The following is a 23,406-nucleotide window of genomic DNA, read 5'->3' on the forward strand; positions in this document are numbered from 1 at the left end:
TCAAAGGTCAGAAATCAATCATCAGAAAATGGGGAAAGCAATGCTTCCCCGCTAAATCAGATGACAGAATTAGAAATCAAGGGTGAGCGTCAAAGAAGTGCTACGCGCTGGAAGCAAAGTCAGTTGGTCACCCGGAGCCGGGACTGAGGTTTTTGTCGAGGCCGGTGTCACGCCAACGATACTGTGATTATCAAAGAGATTATTGACACCGAACTGAACCTTCGCCTGCTTAGCCCAACTCACTGGATTCTTCCATGTATAGTTGACGAACAGATTCGATAGAAGGAACGGATCAATTGACACAGCTTGATGGATACCACCGTTGTCGTTATACATCTTGCCTACGCGCTTGGTGAACCAGCCTGTATTCCAGGCACCTTGCTCGTAACTCAGACCCAGCGTTTCAGTATCGCTCGGCGCACTGGCAACCCATTGACCGTTGGAATATTTGGAGCTTCCATAAGTGCCATTGATATACAGACTGAAACCGCCGCCCAGAATGATATTGCTTTCCGCTTCGACACCTTGCGTCACTGACGTTCCGTTGGCATAAAATGTGGTATTACCACTAGTATCAGTCGACGATGAATAGGCGTTATCAAACTTGATATGGTAAGCATCGACGTCTAACGTAAATCGCTCCGACTTCCACACAGTACCAATCTGAAAAGTCTTGGTCTTAACCATTGCAGGCAACACAGTGACATTCGCATTTTTGACGTCAAAAACGTTGGTCGGCGGGATCTCGCTACCGGTCGCAAACTGGGCGTAAGCAGACCAGTTCTGTTGCAGTTTGTAATGCACATCCAACGACGGAAGCGTCGAGTTATAGGTCGTTGCATGCGAAATACTTGGCGCGCCACCGAGACTACCGACCGTCTTGCCGTTGTCAGCAAACTGCGTAAAATCCTGACGGTAAGACGCATACTTCACGCCTGGAGTGATTTTAAGATCATTCGTGACATTAAACTCGTACTCAACAAACGGTTGCAGTGTCGTCGTTTTAAATTTCTCATGAAAATTTGGCAGTACAGCATCAATCCAGGTACGGGGATCGGACGGAATCTGGTAGCGATTGGTATCTGCATATTCAGACCACAGACCGGTGCGTAAAGTCCCCATGCCTGATTCTTGACTAAGACGTAGCAAATTGCCGTAAGTCCGATACGCATTGAGCTTGTCAGTGCCGCTAGTCGTCGTGATCGTGGTGCCGTTGTAATTTTGCTGGTTGTGATAAGCGTAGGTGTACAACTTGTCGTCCAGCTTCCAGCCGTTGCCCAGATTCGAGGTCAAACCAAGATATTCAAAATCTGATGTGACATGATAAAAATTATAGCCGTAATAGTTGGCCTGTTTTGGGTCGCCGCTCATAAGGTAATTGTCGCCATACTGCGCAACTTGCGCGCGGGTCGGGCCCTTGGTGTTCGGCGTATTTGTGTGCAAATCGATTGACGATGCGAACACAGTCAGTGCAGTGTTGTCGGTGATTGCAAACTGGTACTTAAGTGAAATGGCATCACGCTTTTGCTTGTTATAGGTTTCGTACCCGTCCGATTTCATCTCATGCACATTGAACAAAAGGTTTGAAGAACCGTCGGACCCAAACTGTCCAGTTTCATGTTCGAGACCAATCAAAGACGTGTTCCAGGTCCCGTATGATCCGGTCACGCTGGTGCGTTGCTGCGGATCAAGATTACGTGATAATAAATTAATTGAGCCACCGAAATTGGCGGGACCAATTGTCGCCGCAGAGCCAGGGCTGCGATCAACCACCGCACCGCCGATAAACTGTGCAGGGAAAAAGGCCCACGTATGGTGAGTCGGGCTATTGGTGTCCTGAAATGGAATACCATCAAAGGTCACCGAATAGTCACCATCCTGAAAACCGCGAAAGTAAGTCTTGGTATCACCAAGACCAGGGCCGTTTGGGCTATAGCTATACACGCCCGGCGTCATTTGAATCACTTGGCTAAAGTCAGCAATCGGCGAAGTATAGTTACGAATGAAAGCTTCGCTCACTTCGGATTGGGCTGACCGTGCCTCCAATGACCCTTGGGACGGTGCGCTTTTGGCGGCAGCAGGAATACGCGATGTCTGGGTTGCAGAACCCGAACCGTCAGCCGCACTGACCGCACCCAGATCGGTGGCTTGCTGGGCATATCCAACGACCGGTGTGACGATGCACAGCATGGCGATGGCTCGCAGAATGTGGGTATTACAGGTTTTAAGATGTGGCGTGGAATGCTGCTTAAGACTTGGCTGGACACCGGACGTTGGTGTTGGCTTGACGCTACGAACTTTCATGATGTCTCCTGTAGAAAAGGAGGCATGCTAGTGAATCAATATTTCGTCCTCATGACGTTGTCGAAAAACAACACCCATTTATAACTTTGTAACCTATTTTTCGCCAAAGTATCAATTTTGTGATCCATTTAAGATAGTCTGCCGTCGTCGAAATAACCACCAACGCGGATCACATGCGCAATCGTTTTCACCTCAGGAAGATGCGGGATATTCGACATCCAGTATTTCTAACTCATCCAATCCGGCAGGTGTCATCAAGGTGACGAACTCGCCTTCATGCGCTTTGGTCAGCGCACGTGCAACCGGTGAAATCCAGCTAATTTTTCCATGTAACGGATCAAGCTCGTCGATCCCAACGATAGTCACCGTGTGCTCTTCGCCGGCATGATTTTGGTAGCGCACTGTTGCCCCAAAAAAAATCTGATCGCGACCATGATGCACGCTCGGATCGACTATCTCAGCCTGATCCAGGCGCTTGGTCAAAAATCGAATCCGTCGGTCAATTTCACGTAATCGCCGCTTGCCGTAAATATAATCGCCATTTTCAGAGCGATCTCCGTTTGAGGCCGCCCACGAGACAATGCGGACAACTTCAGGCCTCGCGTTATCGATCAAATCGAGCAACTCAGCTTTCATGCGCGCATGCCCGGCAGGCGTCATATAATTTTTGGTGCCCGCAGGAATTGGCGGCAATCCAAACTCCAGATCGTCGTCATCGCCATCGGATTCTTTGACAAAGGCTTTATTCATACTTAGTATTGTAGTGCGATTTCGCCATCACCCGCAAATTTGCCAAAAGCAATTGTGACGGCATCGGGTATGCAAGTATTCAAACTGGCTAACCTGCGATCATTGAGCAGAATGGGACGTTACTGCTTAGTTACTGCTTAGTTGCAGCCCAGTTACTGCTAAATAAGAGCGTACTAAATAACAGCAACGGAGATAAGAATCTATGAGCGATTCACTCCGTTAGTGTTTGCAGTACCATTTTCCATTTCTTCCCTTTGGGACATAACGCCATATGCCAGTCATTTCCGCCAGTGATCGTCGCCCCTACCGCATCGGCTTGGCCTCAAGCCGCACGCATCAAGACGCCCCGCACTCACCGCTTGCGCAGTTAATAAATGGTAGTCGTGCAGCAATTGAACAGCATTTACAGCCGAATTTAATCGTCGTCGGCCGCACGTTGGATGCAATCAACCAGCTTGGCTTGCTTGACGGCTATCCACACGTGGAGCGCTTTCCCTACGGACGACAAGGCGGTTTGATGAAACTGGTCTCGCGCGTAGTCGATAGTGATCCAACGCGTACGCTCGATGCAGTGATTTATTTGATGGATCCAGTGGATCCGTCGTCAACCTTCCCGGAAGCCGTGGCGCTGAAACGTCAGTGCGTGATTCACGGTAAGCCTTTTTTATCGACGTTAGCAGGTGCGCGGGAATGGCTGGAACTGGAGTCCGTCGCGCTCGGCGCAGTGCCGAATCCAGAGCTTGACCTGTCCTTTGATCTTGCGAATGAAGGCATCGCGCTGATTGCGCACGACGCCATGAAAGAACGCATGCTGGCCATTGCCGAACGCCATTTTTCTCTGCTCGATCAATTTGCGTTTCGCTGCGCGACCGGTACTACCGGTAGTCTGCTCAACAAATTGGCGCAAAAAATCAAAGGCGAAGAAGCCGGAAGTCATTGGGTGAAACCCTTTTTGAGTGGCCCAATGGGTGGCGACGCACAAATTGCAGAACTGATATTGGATCGTCAGCAATGTCGGCGCGTGCTGTTCCTTGAAGATCCGCACGTCGCTCGCCAACATGAAGCAGACATTCAGTTGCTTGAGCGTGCTGCGCGCACGGTGACTGACTATGCGTTGTGTATCAATGATGCGGGATGTGGCGAACGCTGGTTAACGTTATTGGAAAAGCGCGTTTCACTGAAAAGTAACTAACAAAACTGACCATTCGTTAACTGTATTCGCATTCGGAATGTTCTTGCAATACAACGAAAAAGGCAGCGTTCCCATAGCGGAAACGCTGCCAATGTTATTGCTGCGGATTCGGCGATTACCAGTTACACGCGACGCGTGCCAGTATTCACCGCTGCAGTCGCACCAGATTCCAGCGTAAAGCCAGCGCCTGAATCCGTGCCCAGTGTTTTCACCAGATACGGCATCAATTCTTTTAACAGCGGCTCAAGCGTCCATGGCGGGTTGAGGACAAACATACCGCTACTGTGCAAACCGAAACCATCCGGCGACGGTGTCTTGACAGTCAAGGTGACGTTGAGCCAGCCATTTGCTTTCAGACGCTTTAATTTATCCGGCATTTGACGCGATTCCATGCGATTTAGCACTGGATACCACACCGCATAAGTTCCGGTTGAAAAGCGCAACAGCGCATCTTCAAGCGTATTCTTTACCAAACGATAATCGTCCTTAACTTCATAAGGCGGATCAATCAAGACCAAACCACGGCGCGACGGCGGCGGCAATAATGCCTTCAAACCCAAAAAGCCATCACCCTGCGTAATCATGACGCGTTTACCACGACTGTTACTATGACTACGCTGCGCATCCAGTTTGCGGAAATTGTCAGTCAATATCTTGCTGTCGCTTGGATGCAGTTCAAACAAACGCAAACGGTCTTGTTCACGCATGGTGATATCCGCACAATACGGCGAGCCAGGATAGAAACGCAGTTTGCCGTCCGGGTTGAGTTTGCGCACTACATTGACATACTCGGCGAGCGCTGGCGGCAAATCCTTACGGCTCCAAAGACGGCTAATACCGGTTTCAAACTCAGCATTTTTTGACGCATAACCGCCATCCAGCGCATACACGCCCGCGCCTGCGTGGGTGTCAATGACGGTATAAGCGGTATCCTTCTGGCCGAGGTAATCAAGCAGTTGGATGGTCACGAGATGCTTCAGCACGTCAGCGTGATTGCCTGCATGGAAAGCGTGGCGATAACTCAGCATAAAAATATCTATCTTGGTAAAGGGTGATTCCAACTGCATATCGGCAGCGCGGCAGCGTTTTTGTCGATGTGGTTAGCAACAAAAAAAAGATCCGCCTCGCACGATGATTGTCGTATGCGGTACGTTGCAATTCGTGGCTAGCGCAAGCTTTCTGGATTGAACTATAAATAGTCCAAATAACTGCTTTGCAATGGAGAAGAGGCGTATTTTAACAATTTCAGCGACTCGATGGCAGATATCACACTTTTAGCCCTGTTTTAGGCGACTAAGTGTGCATTCTGCACGCATTTTCGCCCTAACATCCTCACAATTCGGTCAAGATTTTGCGAAACGGTTCTTCCACCGCTAGTGGTTAATCCGGCAAAGATTGCATTTTAGATAATTCTTTGGCAACTTTAACGCAAGCATCAATATGGCGATTGCCCACCGAGCGAAAAGCGGAATAACCAATCGCAGCAGAGACCATCTGCCCAGCTATCGGAACCAATCTGACGGCATTTTTGCTGACCAGCTTGACACCGCTGCGCATTAATATTTTGAGCAATAATTCACGCGTCACGATACGGCCAACCAAGGTACTGCCAGCGCCCACAATGACGCTGTAAATGGCGACTTTACGGGTTGGATGCAGAACTTCAATCTGCTCTGGTGACAGACCAAACTCTGCATTGATATCTTGGATTAGACCTGACAACAAATGAATATCGATGGCGATATCCACCCCAAACACCGGCAACGCCGAGGCCCCGGCCGACCACATCGCACGACGGGCGACCAATGCCTGACAACGACGTCGCACAATATCCATGGCGACGTCAGAAGCCGGAATAGGTGTCTCAAATGTAATTTTTGGTTCAGTACGAGCGTGTAACCATTTGGGAATCAACATTGCACCTTGCCTTTCTTTCCCTCTTTTAAAGGGACGCTGGAAAGTCTTTTAACTGACACTGCCGCAGAGATTAGTAAGAGTGCACCTACTAAGATTAATTCAAAATCGTAAGGACTAACGACAAACGGCTAACGCGAACGTATAGCTGGTTGCTGGCTTGGGCAGCGTGTTGCATCGCGCCAAAAATGTAAGCCACAAAAACTGGCCTACCCCGCATAGCCTTTTACGTTGTCCAGACGGAAATAAGCCTCCAGCAATGCGCTCTTGAAAATAGCTCCCAACAACACCGGTTCAGCCTGACTGCGCACAATAGGCAAACGCTCGCCTTGGTGATCCAGAAATAACTGTAACGCATTACCTAATGACATATCGGGAGTGATGATATGCAAAAATTCCCGACGTAAAAAATCAGCCGCTACACGACCTGAAGTATCACTTTTATCTAATAAAACCGACGTAATATCCTGTAGCGCCACCACACCACAATAGTGCTGAGCTTCATCAACGATATAGATATACTTCACCGGATATTTCAAGAACAGGCTACTCATTTCATCGAACGATGCGTCCATTGAAAGAACCGTATCTGCGGGACGAATCAGATCACTCATATGTATTCCACGCAGCCGCAATCGCTCCTGCGTATCGCGATTGCGCTTCAGCGTGATGTCGTACATCGATGCGCCATCCAGACTGCGGGCGATGAAATAAGCAACCACGCATGACAACATGAGCGGCAACATCACCGAGTAGCTCAGCGTCATTTCGAAAATCATCAAGATCGCCATCAAAGGGGCACTAGTCGCCGCAGCCAAAAACGCCCCCATTCCAACAATAGCGTACGCAAATGGAGGAGAACTGACATTGGGTAATAGTGCATGTACCGCCAGGCCGAACAAAAACCCAATCGCTGCACCGACAAACAAGGTCGGCGTAAAAATACCACCAACTGCACCCGAACCTGCCGTAACCGCAGTTGCCACAACTTTGGCCACCACTATAAGCACAACACTCCACCATAGCCATGAGGTATGCAACAACGAATTCACTACGCTATAGCCGTTACCCCAGACTTCAGGAACCCACACCGATATGACGCCGACAATCAAACCGCCCAAACCCAACCTTAAAGGAAGCGGTAATTTAGTCTTTTGAAATTGTTTTTTAGACGTTTGTAATAAACGCAGGAACTGCGGGGCTGCGAAACCGGCCAAAATACCGAGCATGACGAAGAGTACTATTTCGGCCCCGGCAATCGTTGGAAAGGCGGGCATTTCATAGGCCGGTTTATAACCCGGCAACGCTCGCATAGTCATATTAGCAACAACCGCGGCAACTACTACCGGACCAAAACTCTCCATCACAATCGCGCCAAGAACGATTTCAGTCACAAAAAAAGCTCCGGCAATCGGCGCGTTATAAGCGGATGTAATACCTGCCGCCGCACCGCATGCCACCAAAAGTCGCAAACGACCAGGTTCAAAATGCGTAAAACGCCCCACCAGAGAAGCCGCCAGCGCGGATAACTGCACCATTGATCCTTCGCGCCCGATTGATCCTCCCGATGCAATGGTGGCTAACGAAGACAAACTGCGCAAAAGACTATGGCGAACTGGAATATTGCCATCACCAATCGCGACTGCCTCCATGTAATCCGAGGTAGCCGCGGATGGCACCCGTTTTGCCAGTATAAGAATCAAACCGGCCACAACGCCGCCGCCGGTCGGCAATATTACCCGCCAGTGCCATGGCAAGCCCTTTGCGATGCTCACAAAACTGCCACTTTCCCCTGTCAACAACAATTGCAAGCCAACGATACATTCACGAAACAGAACCGTTGCCAGCGCGCCCAACACGCCAACGATTACCGCCCATAACAGCATCGAATGGCTGGGAGAAAAATGAAATAGGCGCTGGATGCGGATTCGATATTCAAGAAGAGTGGTCCGCATAAATAATGGCGTGATCCTGAGTTATACGATTGATTAAATTACAAGAAACACATTTTTTATAACGTTATTGATCGGCATTACAGGCCGGCATGCAGATCGGAATACGGGTCCCGACCGGTACAGCATAGTCAATTCTTGCACGTCAGGGCTGAAAACTGCACCGATGTCACTAAGCATCGTCATCATCACATTGACGCGAAAACCTCTATTCGCCAGGAGAAACGTCGACTGTTGACGCCATCAGGGACTCAAAATACGCCATATCCTGCGCTACCGCGACTTCTGCTTTCGCGGTCATGTGTTCATATCGCCTCAGCATTGTTTGGGCCAATTCAGTGATGCGCGCCCCACCACCGTTTGCACCACCAGTTGCAGTTGCCACCAATGGCTCCTGAAAACTGGTATTCATTTCCTCTACCAGTAACCACGCACGCCGATAGGACATCCCCAGCGCGCGCGCTGCGGCGGAAATCGATCCATATTGGGCGATAGCTAGCAACAACGCCGCCTTACCGGGCCCAAATGCAATAACTCCACCCCGCATTACTCGCAGCCGTATCGATTTAGTATGTGTCATGCACTGATTGTAGCAAGTCGAAGATGGTCGCCGCCAGACACTTATGACTATTCGGAACGATTACTGCAAAACTATAAGTATTGACGCTCGTTATATCCTGCCATATATTTCGCTATCGTTTTTGCTCTATCCGGGTTACTTTCATTAGTTGCCTACTATCATCTTACCTTCGGAGAACTCTGATGACACCACGCATGCTACCAACACTCAAACGCTTTGCCGTCGTTGTTGTCGCCGCATTGCCACTCATGCTGTCGAGCGCATCCGCACACGCTGCAGATCTGATCGTTTCAGCCGCATCCAGCCTGACCAATGCTTTTAAAGAAGTGGCGCAAGACTTTGAAGCCCAACATCCCGATACCAAGGTCATCCTGAATTTCGCTGCCTCCGACGTTTTATTGCAACAAATCGTCAAAGGCGCACCGGCAGACGTGTTTGCCTCCGCCGATCAGGATGCGATGAACAAGGCTGAAACAGGAAAAGCGGTGCAATCCGTAAGCCGCAAAAACTTCGCGAGCAACCAAATCGTCTTGATCGTTCCGGCAGATAGCAAGCTGGCAATCACCCAGCTTAAAGATTTGCTGTCGCCCGCCGTCAAACGTGTCGCTTACGGCAATCCTGCATCAGTTCCAGTTGGTCGCTATACTAAAGCCGCTCTGGAGCGTGATAATTTATGGACCGCCGTCGAAGCAAAGGGAATTCCTGCGCAAAACGTTCGGCAAAGTCTGGATTACGTGGCACGTGATGAAGTCGATGCCGGTTTTGTATTTTCGACCGATGCCGCTATCATGCCGGAAAAAGTGAAAGTCGCCGTTCGCGTCCCGTCCACCACGCCGGTGACGTATCCGATTTCCATGACGACCAACACCAAACAGCCGGCAGTTGCCGCACAATTTATTAGCTACGTATTATCGGCCAAAGGTCAGGCAACGCTGGCCCGCTATGGTTTTTTGAAACCTTAACGACTAACGCTACTGACTAAAGCCAAAAATGATAAAGCATATCGATGATTGATACCCGATGAATGCGGTCTGGATTCCACTTGCTCTTTCGCTCAAAGTCGCAGGCTGGGCGACGCTATTAAATTTGGTTTTTGGCGTCGCCATCGCCTACGGATTGGCGCGCTGGCGCTCATCGGCCCGTGATTTGGTCGACTCGATCCTGACGTTGCCATTGGTGCTACCGCCGACCGTGCTCGGCTACTATTTATTAGTCGTTCTGGGTCGCCGGGGCGTGGTCGGTGAATGGCTTGAAAAATGGGGCATTGAGCTGGTCTTCACATGGCAAGGGGCGGTTATCGCATCCACCATCGTCGCATTTCCACTAGTATTAAAATCTGCGCGCGCCGCGTTCGAAAACGTTGATCCACAATTGGAGAATGCGGCACGTGTTCTCGGCATTTCAGAAGTTGCTGTGTTTTTCCGCGTCACACTACCGCTTGCATCCAAAGGCATCAGCGCGGGTGTTTTACTGGCATTCGCCCGCGCACTTGGCGAGTTTGGTGCGACTTTGATGATTGCAGGTAATCTGCCAGGCCGCACGCAAACACTATCAGTCGCTATTTATGCAGCTGTGCAAGCGGGTGACGACAATACGGCCAATTTATTGGTATTGATTACATCCGTGACCTGCGTCTTACTACTGCTGATCGCGGGACGTTTGGTACCAAAAAATCCGCGCCGGGCGTATTGAACAAACCATGACCATTAAAGTTCAAATCCGCAAACAATTACAAGCCGATGATCGCCGTTTTCAACTCGATATCGACTTCATCTCCGATAGCAAGCGGATTGTCCTATTTGGACCTTCCGGTGCAGGTAAAAGCCTGACGTTACTTTCCATTGCGGGGCTACTGACGCCGGACCAAGGTCTCATCCGCATCAATGAACGACAACTATTTAATCAAGCCAGCAACATTAATCTGCAACCGCAACAGCGCAAGGTTGCTTATCTATTTCAGGATTACGCGCTGTTTCCACATTTAACCGTGGCACAAAATATTGCCTTCGGTCTGCGATCTGGTTGGTTCAATCCACGCAAAGCAAACAACTTTCCGGCGGTCAAAAAATGGCTGACATTATTCGAGCTTAATACCACCGCCAATAGCTATCCGCATCAACTGTCCGGCGGTCAACGTCAGCGCGTGGCGTTGGCCCGCGCGTTAGTTCTCGAACCAGATATTTTACTGCTCGACGAACCATTTTCAGCCCTCGATCCAGCATTACGTGATCGTATGCGAAGTGAACTAAGCGCACTCCAACAGCAACTCGATGTGCCAATGCTGGTGATCACTCACGATCCCGCTGATGTCGCCCTGTTGGGGGATGCCGTATTCGAAATACGGGATGGAAGGATTGCCGCGGATAAGATAACGTCTCCGGGTTCGAGTTGAGTTCTGCCGAAAGCGCCTTGCTAAATGATAAAAAGCCGCGATCTTCTGGAGCGCGGCTTTTAAAATATCAATGCGTTGTTTTTTAGTATAAGCCAGAAAAGCGGTGATTTTGCCGTCAAACACAGCTTAATCAAGGATTGACGCAAAAACGTCTCAGCAAGGCAGACCGAAGAAGACATTACGAAACTAAGGCCAGGAGGGATAACGCCGCTGAGGCGATTTTTCGTCTATCCGCTAAAAAGATTTAGTCATCGCCACATACATGCCCCTACGCTGACCAAATTGCGGGGCGCCCACTCCAATCCCTGAACCATCGCGAATTTGATAGACCCGATCAAACACGTTAATAACACTTAGACGCGTCGTCAGTTTTCCTACCGGAGAGTCTTTAAAAATATGACTTACACCAAGATTGACTTCTGTATATGAAGGTAAATGTTCAGTATTAGCAAAGCCACTACGCAAGCCACTCCCGTACAGCGCATCTGCGCTATATGTCGTGCCCTGCCAAAGATACGAAACGCCAGCCGATGCGGTCATACTTTGATCGTGATCCAAATGGACCCAATGATTGGATACATAGTCCAATTCACTTTGCTCAAAGTTGTACTGGCTTGAGGTAATATTTTTTCCTAATGCGGACGAGCGCGCCACATTGAAATACGCTCCAAGATTATCGTTACGGTAGTTGAGGGTTAACTCCAGACCGATCACTTTCCCTTGCGCATAATTAAACGGGGTGAACAGTAAAGCGGAGCCGAACTGGCCTTCGTCCAGCATATTTTTCACTTTTTTGTAGTATCCATCCAATCCAATCGTTAAATGCGGCGTCAATTGATGCACAACGCCAAGATCGAAATAATCGGCACTTTCGGCCTGCACCGCATCGTTCTGATTATTCGCTGCAGCGTTAGTCGTGCCATTGAAGCTGGCGACTGTCGTTGCAGCGATCAACTCACTCGTTGGTGGCGTAAAGTATTTTGCATAGCCTGCGTGAAACGTCGTACGCGGCGTCATCTGATAGACCACACCGATACGCGGACTAAACTGACTGGCCGACACATAAGCATTTAACCAATCCATCCGTGCACCGGTGTTGATGGTGAACTTGTCGTTTAGTTTCCATTCGTCTTGCAAATAGACGCCGGTCTGATTGGTTGTCTTCTGACCTTGGTCATTGATCGAAAATGGTTGCGTTCCCATCTGATTGCCGTTGTCATCAGCAGCAAATGTCAGTGAATCATTGCTATTTTTGAGGCTCTCGCGAGTATAAGAAATACCGGCACGCAATGTGTGACTGTCATTTAGGCGAACACTTCCGTCTGCCTGCAAACCATTTGCCAATCCGGTACGCAGAACGCGCGAGGCGACACCCGTATAAAGCAAATCGCCAACCGGATCGGGCTCAAATAACACTTTGGAATAGCGACTAAATGCAGCAACTTGATAGTCAATGTCGTTACCGATCACGCCTTGCAAGGCAAGAATGCCATAGCGATTAGTCTCTCGCTGGCGCTCATTCACGTTCGCCGAAGGATAACTATTGACGCCATTGAGCTGAAAGCTCGGTGTTTCTCCAGCGGTATTGGGAATCTGAAAGCGGCCGTCCGAAGTACCAAGGATCAAACTAACCCGCGTATCGGGATTCAACAAATAAGAAAAGTAACCGAATCCCTTATTTTGCAATGTCCGATCATGAAGAGCGGTCGATGCGCCGGTCGGATTTTCAATACCGAGATTGTTTGCATCAAAAGATCCATTGAGGTAATACCTAAATGCATCATGGGAGCCACTGACGTCCCCACTAATTTGTCGGGTATTGTTGCTTCCGAACATAACACCGATATTACCGCCGTTTTCAACTTGCCCAGTCTTGGTATGTATGTCGACAACACCCGCAGTACGATAACCATATTGGGCTGGCAATGCACCTGTCAATAAATTCACGCTATCGACAAAACGCGTATCAAGCGTCTGCCCGAATCCCGAAATACTCTCCGGCAAAAGTATGCCATTGAGGCGGTACTGCAAATTGGCATGATCCCCACGCACGTGTAGTTGACCATAGGAATCCTGTGCCACACCAGGCGCACGCAACAGTACTTGATTAAACGGCGTGTCTTCGCCCTGTGGCAGTGCGGCAATATCCTTGCGCCCAATCCGATAGATACTGCTGCCGGTTTCTACAGAAATGCCATTTCTGGCGCGATCAAGCCGCTCACTCGTCACGACGATCTGATCCAGAGTCTCGGCGCTGATTAACGTCAAAGAAATGGTCGGGCTGGACACATTTTTGGCCACCCTGATCAATTTCTTCTCGGGAGAAAAAGTTGGCTTATCTACGTTCAGGGCATAGTTGCCGGGTGCGATGTCAGAAAATATAAAACTTCCCCGATTATCGCTAATGGTGGTGGCAACGACGTGACCTGCCGCGTCGTTCAAATCAACCTTTGCATCCGGTAAGGGATGACCGAGTGCATCATGAATTAAACCGCTGATTTTCTGGGTCGAAATCTGCGCTGATTGTGCTGTTTGTGCATAAGTAAAAGGCGTGGAAATACCGGTGGAAAGCGCAATCAAGGCGCTTAGCCGCAACAAACGTGTTTTCATTCTCAAACTCCGAAATGGCAAAATGCAACCGCGCTCCATCCAGGCTATAAACAAGTTATAACCAGGCTGTCGTCGCCTAACTGCATCAAAATAGTGTGGAAGTTAACTGCGAGAATAAAACTGCGGCGGCGCATGTGAGTGCGGCGTGAGATAACCTCTTAGCGGTAGCGCGAAGAAATGCGCCTTGTCGGGGGCGAGGTGATACACAAAAACCAGCATCGGTACCAACGCCATGAGCGGCAGCAACGAAGGCGGTGCCGGTACATGGACGGCAAGATTGCAGCTAACACATTCTCTCGACTCCTCAAGCAAACTATGGCGATGAAAAGCAATGCCAATCAGCTGCGCCACCAAAATAGCCACCGCACACCACAAAGCGATTTGATAGAAGCGCGTCCTGAGCATTCGCCGACGCGGGAAACTATTTAAAACGATCAATTGCATGGTTCGCCCGAAGACCGACTATTTCTACCCTCAAGGTTCCGCCCTAACAAAGCCAGATCGCTTTTCAGATCGCTCTTTGCAGCGTGATTAATCGACAAAGGCAGTAGTGTCAGCAGAAAAAATGGCGTGTCGTTCATGTAAATAACAGGGCGGTCAAAGATCATAAATAGATCGGCAAAAGGGGATGATGGCCAAAGTAAACTGACTGCACCCCATTAGCACCGCAATACTGCCTAGTTTAAATGCCAACCAAGATTTCATCAACAAAAATGCAACTGAGTTGCAACAAAAATGCAACTTAGTTGCAAAATTGAGACGACCTCCACAATTTATCGCATTTTTAGGACGTACCTAATTCACGCAGTGGATTTTCCAAACGCCCTCTCAACACCAATAACTACATCAAGGCATAATCATGCTGAATAAATTGTGATGATCATCATTATTTTTTTAAGTGAGTTGCGCAAAATTATCCCAGCAACTGGCTTGCCAACCCTACCGACGCAGACAGTATGTTAGTTTCGGGCCGCGCAGGTCGGGTCCGTAGGCGGCAAGGAAAGCACAACGCCGCTGGGGCGGCTTTGCGTAAGTTCTATTTTTATCGTCGGACGAAATAACGGTCTACTCTCATCGATTTTTTGTAATATTAAGACCAAGGATACAAATGAACAGCCGCGAAGAAATATTAACCCTTTGGCAGGCGCAAGAAGCAGACGTAAGATCGCGACTCGCCCCGCCAGGAGTGGCGACTCTGGCACAACTGAAAGAGCTTAGCGGCATAGAATTTCTCCAACATATCTGGGAAGGCAAATTGCCGTCTTTGCATATTGGAGAGACGATGGAATTTATTCCACTCGAAGGTGAGCCAGGCCGTGTCGTGTTTCAGGGTACGCCCGGCCGAAAGCATTACAACTCGCTTGGCAGCGTTCATGGCGGCTATTTCTGCACACTACTCGACTCCGCACTCGGGTGCGCAGTGCACACAATGCTTCCCAAGGGGATCGGGTACACCACACTGGAACTGAAAGTAAATCTGCTCCGTGCATTAACTGAAAAAACAGGTCCGGTCAGAGCCATCGGAAAAGTGATCCAGGTCGGAAAACAAGTCGGCGTAGCCGAAGCAAACATCGTTGATGTTGATGGCAAAATATACGCGCACGCGACTACCACCTGCTTGATTTTTCCACTGCCTTAATTTTTTTTCGTGATTTTTCCAGACAGGTAGCTCGCTATCGCTCGAATCACTCTGGCCAGTGAGACGAGCGAGAACACCTTTGACTGAGTATTTTATTTTACTGTTGTCATTACGCATAACTATTGGTTATGTCACCACCAGCACACCGGTCATATCCTCATGACCAGAACCACAAAATAAATCACAGTGAAAAATAAACTCTCCGACCTTATCCGGCGTAAAACGTATCCGTGATTCTTTTCCAGGCAAAATATCTGTGCGAATACCAAAGTCGGGCGCATTAAATCCCATTGGCATGTCAAGCGTCGAGAACGCCAATACCACCGGGAGTCCTCGCTTCAACATAATGCGATTAGGCGCGTACGTAAATCTACTCGCCACCACCTTTATTACTTCATTGGGTGTCTCTGCCAACGCACCGCTTGGGATCGTCACTGCGAAAATGGCACTAGCCCCGGCACTTGCGATACCCATCAAAAACTGGCGGCGTTCTGTATTCACATTCATGATTACCCCTTCGCAATCGGCAATTCGGTTAGATTGAGCTCAGGATTTTTTTGGATTGCGGCAATCTCTCGAAAACCTAAACCGCGATACGGTTGTGCGCTATCCCAGACCAGTGGCGTGCGCTTTGGCTGTGATCCAGGCGCGGGCAACGCGAAAATGAGAGACTTTGCGGAATGGTGCGCAATATGACCGGTCATGTGGTGATTTTCTTGATGAATATGCCCGTAGAACACTGTGACGTTAGCGTGTGGCATCAATAGCGCGATCGCTTTTGCACCATCCCGCGTAGCCCAATCCCATTGCGGGTAAAGATCAAATAATGGACGATGCGTAAACACGACGATTCTTGCGTCTGGCGCTAATTTATCCAAGTCAGCTGCGAGCCAATTCAGTTGCTCTTCGCCAATACTTGCACCCGGATCTGAAACATTATCGAGCACGATGAAATGCACTCCTTTATGATCGAAGGTGTAATGCGTTTTGCCAAAAAATTCCTGATAAGCTGCGCCCTGATCCAGTCCGGCATCATGCTCACCGGGCATAAAATAAACCTGCTTTACCTTTAACTCTGAGACTATTTTTTTAAATTCTGTCAGGCGCTTCCGGCGTTCCTGCGGATCGTCTGTGGTATGTGTCAAATCGCCAGTAAATACGATGAAGTCCGGCAATTGCTCCAGTGCATTAACAGCCGCGATAGCTTTTGGCAAAGTGCCACGTGCATCTGGATTAGGTGCGCCCTCGAAGCCCCAATGCGTGTCAGACAATTGCACAAAAAAGAAGTTTTCTAAAGTATTACCTGAACTATTCGCCGCGCTTGCCCAACCACTCAAACCTGAAGCAAATACTGCACCACCCAGACCGGCAAGTCGGATAAAACTGCGTCTGTTTAGTTGATTACTCATGTGAATCTCCTCGGTTTTCCCATAGTCGCCGATCATTTGAACGGTAAAGCGAATACCAGCATTAAGGAATATTTATTCCCAAATACCTCAAAAAAAAGGACAGAACTATTTTTCGTCATTTGGGGAATAAAATTTAACCTCGAGCGGTATGATAGAGAGAACACGGGAAATCTACGCATGACGAAGTTATCCAAAGAAATGCGCTTTCAAGCCATTGTGATGCCGCATTTAAACTCGGCATTTAACTTGGCTAGATGGCTCACGCGCAATGGAACGGATGCTGAGGATATCGTGCAGGAGGCTTATCTGCGGGCGTTTACTTTTTTTGATAGTTTTTATGGCGAAGATGGTCGTGCATGGCTCCTAACTATTGTCCGAAATACTTTCTATACATGGCATCAGAAAAATCCGACGCAAAATACCGAGTTCGATGAACAAAGTCACAGTATCGATGGCGAAAATATTGGTATCTCCCACCAGTTTGATAACAATCCGGAAAATATACTTTTGCAAAAAGATAGTCAGGCGCAACTATTGCGTGCCTTGCAAGCGTTGCCGTTGGCATTTAGGGAGGTGATGGTGCTACGCGAACTGGAAGAGCTTTCTTATAAGCAAATTTCAGTGATCATCGGCATTCCGGTTGGCACGGTGATGTCACGCTTGGGACGCGGTCGTGGTTTATTGCAAAGCACATTGCGAGAAAATCTATTGCCAACCAATTCGGCAAAAAAAAATAAGATTAACGAGGCTAACCCCGTTCCTAGCCAAGCACCGCTAGTTCAACCGGCACCAATTACATCGGCGGTAAAGCAAGCATCATCCGACCTACCGATAACATCAATGCAGCGGGGGATTTGATGGAACATGACGAAGTACTTGAACTCTTACCCGCCTACGTCGATCAAGAACTCGGGGTATCAGAGACGATACAGATCGAGCGTCACTTGAATAACTGTTTCGAATGTCAACAAGATTTTGCGCAACAAAGTCAACTTAGTGCCGAGTTAAAATCCGCTGCATTTCACTTTGAAGCACCCGCCGGTCTCGCGCAAAGAATCAGCGAAGCATTACCAAAAGAGCGATCAACCTTTGTTGCGCCCACCGCCAAACGTTGGCGACCTGGCGAGAGATTCGGCTGGCATTTGGACCGCTTCAACGTGGGCGCATTCCTAGCAACTCTGGCTGCTGCGCTCTGGAGTGTCAGCATGTTTCTCTCGCTTCCATCAGCACAAGATCAATTGACGGAAGAGATTGTAGCTAGCCACGTCCGCTCGTTACAAGTAGACCATCTGTCCGACGTCATTTCCACCGACCGTCACACGGTCAAACCGTGGTTCAACGGTAAGCTGAATTTTTCTCCCCCTGTATTCGATCTTGCCCCACAAGGGTATCCACTGACAGGCGGAAGACTCGACTATATCAATGGTCGCCCGGTAGCTGCATTGATTTACCATCACCAGCTACATCCCATCAATTTGTATATTTGGCCAACTAGCGATCACGACGCCGTACCACGCACCGAAACCCGGCAAGGCTATCATCTCGCGCACTGGACAATCAGTGGAATGACCTATTGGGCAGTATCCGATGTAGCGGTAGTAAATTTAACGACCTTTGGAACGCTGCTAACGTCACAGATTAAGCAAGCTGGATAGTCGCTACTCCGATTAAGCGGTTTTGTTCTGATTGTAGCTACTCCTAATTGTTTCCTCTATCGCTTAGTCCCATGGCACCTTGGGATATTCTGGCAATACCCACCCTTGCGGGATATGCGCACGGCCGGTCAAGTTAGCCCCGGGCGTGGGTGCCGGAGGGGGTGGGATTGGCACCACCTGTTTGGCGGCGTTGATCAGCTCTTCTTTGTTACCGTTCCATTGTGGTAGGTCGGCGGGCGGTAAAGGCAGCACTTTGTCCAGGTTGGGGAAGCGGAGGTCGCGATTGCGTCCGAGTGCATCGCTGAAGACTAGATAGCGATCAGCGCGTGAAGTATCGATGCCATCAGGCCCAAGCCCTGCGACTTGCTCAAATTCAACACGCAAATAAATTGCAGCACCTACACTACCGAATTTGACGCCTTCGTGAAGGTAATGGAGTGCACGCGATTTGTCTTTTATGAAAAGGTTATATTCAATTCCTAGTTCCTCCGCGGCATCTCCATTGCCCTGTGAAAACGCACATTCGAGCATCTTGAGGGCGATCGGCACATTGGCCCACCGACCACGTTCGGGCGCGTCGCTACCAGAATTCAAACTGCGCCCTATCGTGAACTGGGCATAACTGCTTCCCATCTCCGCGGCTTGCTGCCAGAAAGCCCACGCGTTGGTTGGGTCGGGCTTGACGATAAAGCCATCGGCGTAATAATTGCCCATCACCGCGTACGCCAGCGGTACGCCCATCTGCATCGCCTGTTCTGTCAGTGCCATCGCCACCTGCGGTTGTCGTGCCACCAAGAGTTTATCCGAATCGATCAACCCCCACACCCCGGTCTGATACAACGTTGCCAGATTGTTCATCGCCCTCCAGTGCTTGCGCTCCGCTGCTTTGGTGTACAGCGCCAGAATTTGCGGCCAGTCACGGTCCTCCTTCCAGAGCGTGGGCGTGTCCAGCGCCACCGCCTGTTGATACCAGATTTCTGCCTGCGCATCCACCGGCGGCGTCACCGTCAATTCATGCTTGCAGAGGAACTCTGTACGGTGTGGAAAAAAAAGCGGGGGAATCTGGTGACGGGGAAGTGTGTTATCCATGGAGCACGATGCTACGGACAGCACGAGAAGCGACAGCACCATTGCCGAAGATAGCGTTAATAGTAGTCGATGAATAAAACGTCGCAGGCGATATCGCAGCGTCATACTCATCACCCCATCTCAATCAATCGCCACTTCACCGCATAGTTCGCTACATCCACCAGCCAATCCTGCTGCGGATCGGGAAAAGGTTGTCCCTTGACGGCCCAGGTTTGGCGCCAGCGCCAGTTAACCAGTGCTTTGAGGGGATGTTCGTCCGGCAAGAGCGGTTGCCAGATGCCGGTGTGGGGACAGGTTTCTGCCCCGTCACACTCAGTGCGGACCGGATTGGCCCGCGCTTCGCGCCATTCACCGCTGCTGAGTTGTCCGATACGGGCGGGGACCGGTAACTGCTCGGGATCGCCTCTAAAATGCCACATGATACGGCCGGATTTTGGCCCTAGAAAATGGCGCAGATTGTCGAACCCTTCGTTATCGGTATAGCGTTGCGGGGCCTGCTGGCGATCAAAAAGCAGATCCTCATAGCTGGTCCGCGCCAGTAACTGAGGCAGCCAATAGCCGCTAAAAGGCACTCTGACGCCCTCGTATTCCGATGACACATGATTATGCCCCTCTCTCAACAAAGCATAGGGCACCTTGGGATATTCTGGCAATACCCACCCTTGCGGGATATGTGCACGGCCGGTTAAGTCCGCTCCAGGCGTGGGTGCCGGAGGGGGCGGGATTGGCACGACCTGTTTGGCGGCGTTGATCAGGTCTTCTTTGTTACCGTTCCATTGCGGCAGGTCGGCGGGTGGTAAAGGTAACACTTTGTCCAGGTTGGGGAAGCGGAGATCGCGATTACGTTCGATGGCATCATTAAATATGTCATAGCGCTCAGCGCGTGAATTATCGATACCATAAGGAGAGAGGCCGCCGACTGATTGAAATTCGCTGCGCAAATAATTTGCGGCCCCCCAACTCCCGAATTTGACGCCTTCGTGCAGGTAATGAAGTGCGCGCGGTTTGTCTTTTATGAAAAGGTTATATTCAATTCCTAGTTCCTCCGCGGCATCTCCATTGCCCTGTGAAAACGCACATTCGAGCATCTTGAGGGCGATCGGCACATTGGCCCACCGACCACGTTCGGGCGCGTCGCTACCAGAATTCAAACTGCGCCCTATCGTGAACTGGGCATAACTGCTTCCCATCTCCGCGGCTTGCTGCCAGAAAGCCCACGCGTTGGTTGGGTCGGGCTTGACGATAAAGCCATCGGCGTAATAATTGCCCATCACCGCGTACGCCAGCGGTACGCCCATCTGCATCGCCTGTTCTGTCAGTGCCATCGCCACCTGCGGTTGTCGTGCCACCAAGAGTTTATCCGAATCGATCAACCCCCACACCCCGGTCTGATACAACGTTGCCAGATTGTTCATCGCCCTCCAGTGCTTGCGCTCCGCTGCTTTGGTGTACAGCGCCAGAATTTGCGGCCAGTCACGGTCCTCCTTCCAGAGCGTGGGCGTGTCCAGCGCCACCGCCTGTTGATACCAGATTTCTGCCTGCGGATCCACTGGCGGCGTTACCGTCAATTCATGCTTGCAGAGGAACTCGGTACGGTGTGGAAAAAAAAGCGGGGGAATTTGGTGACGGGGAAGTGTGTTATCCATGGAGCAGGCTGTCAGTGTAAGTGAAATAAAAAGAAAAAGCGCTGATGACCAGCGGCCTAATCCGCATCGGGTCCGGTTTGGCGCGGGTGAAATAACGTTGAGCAAGGTGAGCATCCCATTTTTCCAAACCGGTTGCCCACTGCATTGGACTGTCATGCCAATGCCTCGTTATAGGTAGCGGCAGCAGGGGCTTGCGCCACGCGGACGCCAGTAACGCCAGTTCCCCCTCGCTGGTCGGAGTAGGTGACGATGAAATCCTGAATCCGCCCATTTTGTTTATCAACAAATTTGGCATTTTCTTTCATTTTTTTTATCCAGTCGCGGTGGACTTCTTTGATGCTCTTTTGGCTGCCATCCAACTCCTCTCCCGCCAAATTTCCCCATACCCTCGTCCGTGCGCCCCGTGCAAATTCCGCATTCACACAACTGATGTTGATTTCGCTATCCACCACCATGCTGCGCACGTTCATGTTGGCGCTACCGAGCGTTAAAAACACGTCATCGATAATCATCAGTTTGCTGTGGATGTAAATTTCACGACATCGGTTCGAATGCGAATCCTGCGTATACAGCTTGGCGATCAGGATTTTGATGCCCATCCCCTCCAACTCCGCCTCGGTTACCGGGATGCGCGCAGCCGAGTCGACAATATCCCCCTTGGTGATCTCGTCAATTGACGGTATCAGCCTCCCAAGCGACATAAGCTTCTTGAAAGGAGTCGCAATCCATTGATTGAAAAAGCCCAAACTCCATTCACGTTGCTGCCTGACTGCCTCATCGTAGTTCTTCATGGTCTGGGCTTGGCCCAGTTCGGCCACGGTATCGTAGGTGCGCGGGACCATCCCGTGGCGCTCGGCTTCGGGAATGACGATAAAAACATATAAATCGGGAACATTGGCTCCCCATCCACATTCCCGCATACGCTTAACATAACGCTTACGCATGGCTTTCAGATGTTCTGCCCATGGTGTGTACTGAAAGTATTGATTTTCGATATAGAGATAATTGCGCGCCTGACTGGTGGCCAGCCAGTAGGCTTCCTGAATAGTTTTGTCCGACTCTTCCGGTTGGGTACGCACGATCTGCGCCATCTGCCGCGTTGTGCCGGAAGGAAGAAGCCTAAAAGCATCCGGCGTGATCGCCTCCCGCGCGGACTGCAACCAGCCCGGTTGACTGTCGCCTCCGCCCAGTTTGACAATCGGGCCCTTGAAGGTCTCGTCCAACATGTCTTTAACAAGTTTGGCACGGCTAGTATTGGAATTTTTCTTGCCCGTCTCTCCCTGTATGGCAGACACTTTAGAGGATTCAGGCACAGGGTCCCAGTTCCGTTTGGCCTTATCCCATGCGGTCACAAAATTCCGGTTCAGGCAATGCAGCGCTTTACCCTTCACCCGAATCGCGTAGTCACGGAATGGTTTAAGTCCGAGCCCAGGATTGCGCTTATCCGCTCCGCCTTCGCGTTGATGCCCGCGTCGCTCATCGTTATAAAGGTGCGCAGGCGTATCCCAATAGTCGGTGGTGGAATTGAGTCCCATCACGTAGCCGACCGCTTCCTCTCGCAGTTCGACATCAATCAGAATCGGCTTTTGGTGATGCGTTGCTACGCGGATCAGGCCTAACACTTCAATATCCGTAAACCGTGGCGTTTCTCCTTTCAAGCTCGCCGTTATCGCTCCAGCATCAGCTGAGCGATAACGCACATGCAGATTGGGAATACGCCCCGCCATCGCATCATCCCACCAGTCTTCACAAAATTTGGCACGCGCATAGTTGGGGTCGCTCTTGTTGGCCCGCCCCCATTTAGGATGACCGTAAAGATTGCTTGCCACACGACCAATAGGGCCAAACCATCCATCAGCGAACCACACCAGCAAACGCACCGTCACGCCTTTACTGGCTCTCTCACGCAATAAATCGCCGTAAGTGGTACTACGCGGCCAATCCTTTGCGTTGCGATCTGTCACTTCCATACCGGGATCAAAACCCCAGCAGATCAAATCAATGCTTTTTATAGCCCCGTTGATATCTTTAACAATGTGGGGAAATGCTTCTGATGCGCAGATATAAAAATCGAGGTGATTGTCGACCGAAATCGGATGCCGACCAACACCATTACGATTCTCCAATAACCATTGCCGACTCATGGTAGCCCGACAGTTGACTTCATCAACATGGGTCGTTTCAGTAAAAAATAGGTCTTTGATATTCGGTGGCATGGAACTCCTGTCTTTTGGCTTTCAGGTAAATCGAAAAAATAGTTTGTGCTTTAGCTGT

General features: G+C 50.1%; 20 protein-coding genes. 7 read left to right on the plus strand and 13 right to left on the minus strand.

The genetic code is table 11. From position 1 onward, the window contains the following. Positions 1 to 69: 69 nt before the first annotated feature. Both ACXX82_RS04475 and greB read right to left on the minus strand, forming a co-directional pair. Complete coding sequence (locus ACXX82_RS04475; RefSeq protein ID WP_322232385.1) at positions 70 to 2,304, minus strand: TonB-dependent receptor; 2,235 nt, start codon at positions 2,302 to 2,304, stop codon at positions 70 to 72. A gap of 192 nt (positions 2,305 to 2,496) precedes the next feature. Next, positions 2,497 to 3,054 carry a transcription elongation factor GreB gene (greB, locus tag ACXX82_RS04480; RefSeq protein WP_322232386.1) on the minus strand — a complete coding sequence of 186 codons (558 nt, stop codon included), beginning with the start codon at positions 3,052 to 3,054 and terminating at the stop codon, positions 2,497 to 2,499. Positions 3,055 to 3,325: 271 nt separating this feature from the next. Between greB and ACXX82_RS04485 the strand changes: the two genes are divergently transcribed. Next, entirely contained in the window at positions 3,326 to 4,246 is a 921-nt protein-coding gene (locus tag ACXX82_RS04485) for a methylglyoxal synthase (RefSeq protein WP_458562502.1), read from the plus strand. A gap of 122 nt (positions 4,247 to 4,368) precedes the next feature. Here the strand turns inward: ACXX82_RS04485 and ACXX82_RS04490 are convergent, their stop codons facing one another. The 4 genes from ACXX82_RS04490 to ACXX82_RS04505 all read right to left on the minus strand — a co-directional run bounded on the left by ACXX82_RS04490 (position 4,369) and on the right by ACXX82_RS04505 (position 8,692). Continuing rightward, positions 4,369 to 5,274 (minus strand): 23S rRNA (adenine(2030)-N(6))-methyltransferase RlmJ, encoded by a 906-nt coding sequence (locus ACXX82_RS04490; RefSeq protein WP_322232388.1) that lies wholly within the window; start codon positions 5,272 to 5,274, stop codon positions 4,369 to 4,371. Between the two features lie 352 nt (positions 5,275 to 5,626). Further along, positions 5,627 to 6,163 carry a hypothetical protein gene (locus ACXX82_RS04495; protein ID WP_322232389.1) on the minus strand — a complete coding sequence of 179 codons (537 nt, stop codon included), beginning with the start codon at positions 6,161 to 6,163 and terminating at the stop codon, positions 5,627 to 5,629. A 206-nt stretch (positions 6,164 to 6,369) separates the two neighbouring features. Continuing rightward, on the minus strand, positions 6,370 to 8,115 hold the full coding sequence (locus ACXX82_RS04500; RefSeq protein ID WP_322232390.1) for a ClcB-like voltage-gated chloride channel protein: 1,746 nt from the start codon (positions 8,113 to 8,115) through the stop codon (positions 6,370 to 6,372). A gap of 205 nt (positions 8,116 to 8,320) precedes the next feature. Continuing rightward, complete coding sequence (locus tag ACXX82_RS04505) at positions 8,321 to 8,692, minus strand: winged helix-turn-helix domain-containing protein (protein ID WP_322232391.1); 372 nt, start codon at positions 8,690 to 8,692, stop codon at positions 8,321 to 8,323. A gap of 182 nt (positions 8,693 to 8,874) precedes the next feature. Between ACXX82_RS04505 and modA the strand changes: the two genes are divergently transcribed. From modA to ACXX82_RS04520, 3 genes are read left to right on the plus strand one after another with little or no spacing between them, the layout of a single operon-like run. Then, complete coding sequence (modA, locus tag ACXX82_RS04510) at positions 8,875 to 9,654, plus strand: molybdate ABC transporter substrate-binding protein (protein WP_458562503.1); 780 nt, start codon at positions 8,875 to 8,877, stop codon at positions 9,652 to 9,654. Between the two features lie 58 nt (positions 9,655 to 9,712). Next, positions 9,713 to 10,384 carry a molybdate ABC transporter permease subunit gene (modB, locus tag ACXX82_RS04515; RefSeq protein ID WP_322232393.1) on the plus strand — a complete coding sequence of 224 codons (672 nt, stop codon included), beginning with the start codon at positions 9,713 to 9,715 and terminating at the stop codon, positions 10,382 to 10,384. 7 nt (positions 10,385 to 10,391) lie between these two features. After that, positions 10,392 to 11,084 carry a sulfate/molybdate ABC transporter ATP-binding protein gene (locus ACXX82_RS04520; RefSeq protein ID WP_322232394.1) on the plus strand — a complete coding sequence of 231 codons (693 nt, stop codon included), beginning with the start codon at positions 10,392 to 10,394 and terminating at the stop codon, positions 11,082 to 11,084. A 234-nt stretch (positions 11,085 to 11,318) separates the two neighbouring features. Here ACXX82_RS04520 and ACXX82_RS04525 read toward each other — a convergent pair whose 3' ends face one another. Then, the gene (locus ACXX82_RS04525) at positions 11,319 to 13,694 is read right to left on the minus strand and encodes a TonB-dependent receptor (RefSeq protein WP_458562504.1); all 2,376 of its coding nucleotides are present in this window, start codon (positions 13,692 to 13,694) and stop codon (positions 11,319 to 11,321) included. A gap of 102 nt (positions 13,695 to 13,796) precedes the next feature. Continuing rightward, positions 13,797 to 14,138, minus strand: coding sequence for a hypothetical protein (locus ACXX82_RS04530; RefSeq protein ID WP_458562505.1), 342 nt, complete (start codon positions 14,136 to 14,138; stop codon positions 13,797 to 13,799). 664 nt (positions 14,139 to 14,802) lie between these two features. Here ACXX82_RS04530 and ACXX82_RS04535 point away from each other — a divergent pair. Continuing rightward, the gene (locus ACXX82_RS04535; protein WP_323506773.1) at positions 14,803 to 15,333 is read left to right on the plus strand and encodes a PaaI family thioesterase; all 531 of its coding nucleotides are present in this window, start codon (positions 14,803 to 14,805) and stop codon (positions 15,331 to 15,333) included. Between the two features lie 126 nt (positions 15,334 to 15,459). On the opposite strand, the gene ACXX82_RS04540 is transcribed toward ACXX82_RS04535, so the two are convergent. Both ACXX82_RS04540 and ACXX82_RS04545 read right to left on the minus strand, forming a co-directional pair. Then, positions 15,460 to 15,840: a cupredoxin domain-containing protein gene (locus tag ACXX82_RS04540; protein WP_322232398.1), complete on the minus strand. Its 381-nt coding sequence runs from the start codon at positions 15,838 to 15,840 to the stop codon at positions 15,460 to 15,462. Between the two features lie 2 nt (positions 15,841 to 15,842). After that, a complete protein-coding gene (locus ACXX82_RS04545; protein WP_322232399.1) occupies positions 15,843 to 16,742 on the minus strand; it encodes a metallophosphoesterase family protein in 900 nt (299 codons plus the stop codon). Between the two features lie 177 nt (positions 16,743 to 16,919). Between ACXX82_RS04545 and ACXX82_RS04550 the strand changes: the two genes are divergently transcribed. Both ACXX82_RS04550 and ACXX82_RS04555 read left to right on the plus strand, forming a co-directional pair. After that, complete coding sequence (locus ACXX82_RS04550; RefSeq protein WP_458562506.1) at positions 16,920 to 17,600, plus strand: sigma-70 family RNA polymerase sigma factor; 681 nt, start codon at positions 16,920 to 16,922, stop codon at positions 17,598 to 17,600. After that, positions 17,600 to 18,397, plus strand: coding sequence for an anti-sigma factor family protein (locus ACXX82_RS04555; RefSeq protein WP_323506774.1), 798 nt, complete (start codon positions 17,600 to 17,602; stop codon positions 18,395 to 18,397). The genes ACXX82_RS04550 and ACXX82_RS04555 overlap by 1 nt, the downstream gene beginning before the upstream one ends. Positions 18,398 to 18,460: 63 nt before the next feature. On the opposite strand, the gene ACXX82_RS04560 is transcribed toward ACXX82_RS04555, so the two are convergent. Genes ACXX82_RS04560 through ACXX82_RS04570 form a run of 3 tightly spaced genes read right to left on the minus strand, consistent with a single transcriptional unit; the run spans position 18,461 to position 23,348 of the window. Next, on the minus strand, positions 18,461 to 19,597 hold the full coding sequence (locus ACXX82_RS04560; RefSeq protein WP_458562507.1) for an SEL1-like repeat protein: 1,137 nt from the start codon (positions 19,595 to 19,597) through the stop codon (positions 18,461 to 18,463). Then, complete coding sequence (locus ACXX82_RS04565) at positions 19,597 to 21,288, minus strand: SEL1-like repeat protein (RefSeq protein WP_458562508.1); 1,692 nt, start codon at positions 21,286 to 21,288, stop codon at positions 19,597 to 19,599. The genes ACXX82_RS04560 and ACXX82_RS04565 overlap by 1 nt, the downstream gene beginning before the upstream one ends. Next, positions 21,285 to 23,348 (minus strand): phospholipase D-like domain-containing protein, encoded by a 2,064-nt coding sequence (locus ACXX82_RS04570; protein WP_458562509.1) that lies wholly within the window; start codon positions 23,346 to 23,348, stop codon positions 21,285 to 21,287. The genes ACXX82_RS04565 and ACXX82_RS04570 overlap by 4 nt, the downstream gene beginning before the upstream one ends. Positions 23,349 to 23,406 lie beyond the last annotated feature (58 nt).

This window comes from Glaciimonas sp. GNP009 (assembly GCF_054343755.1).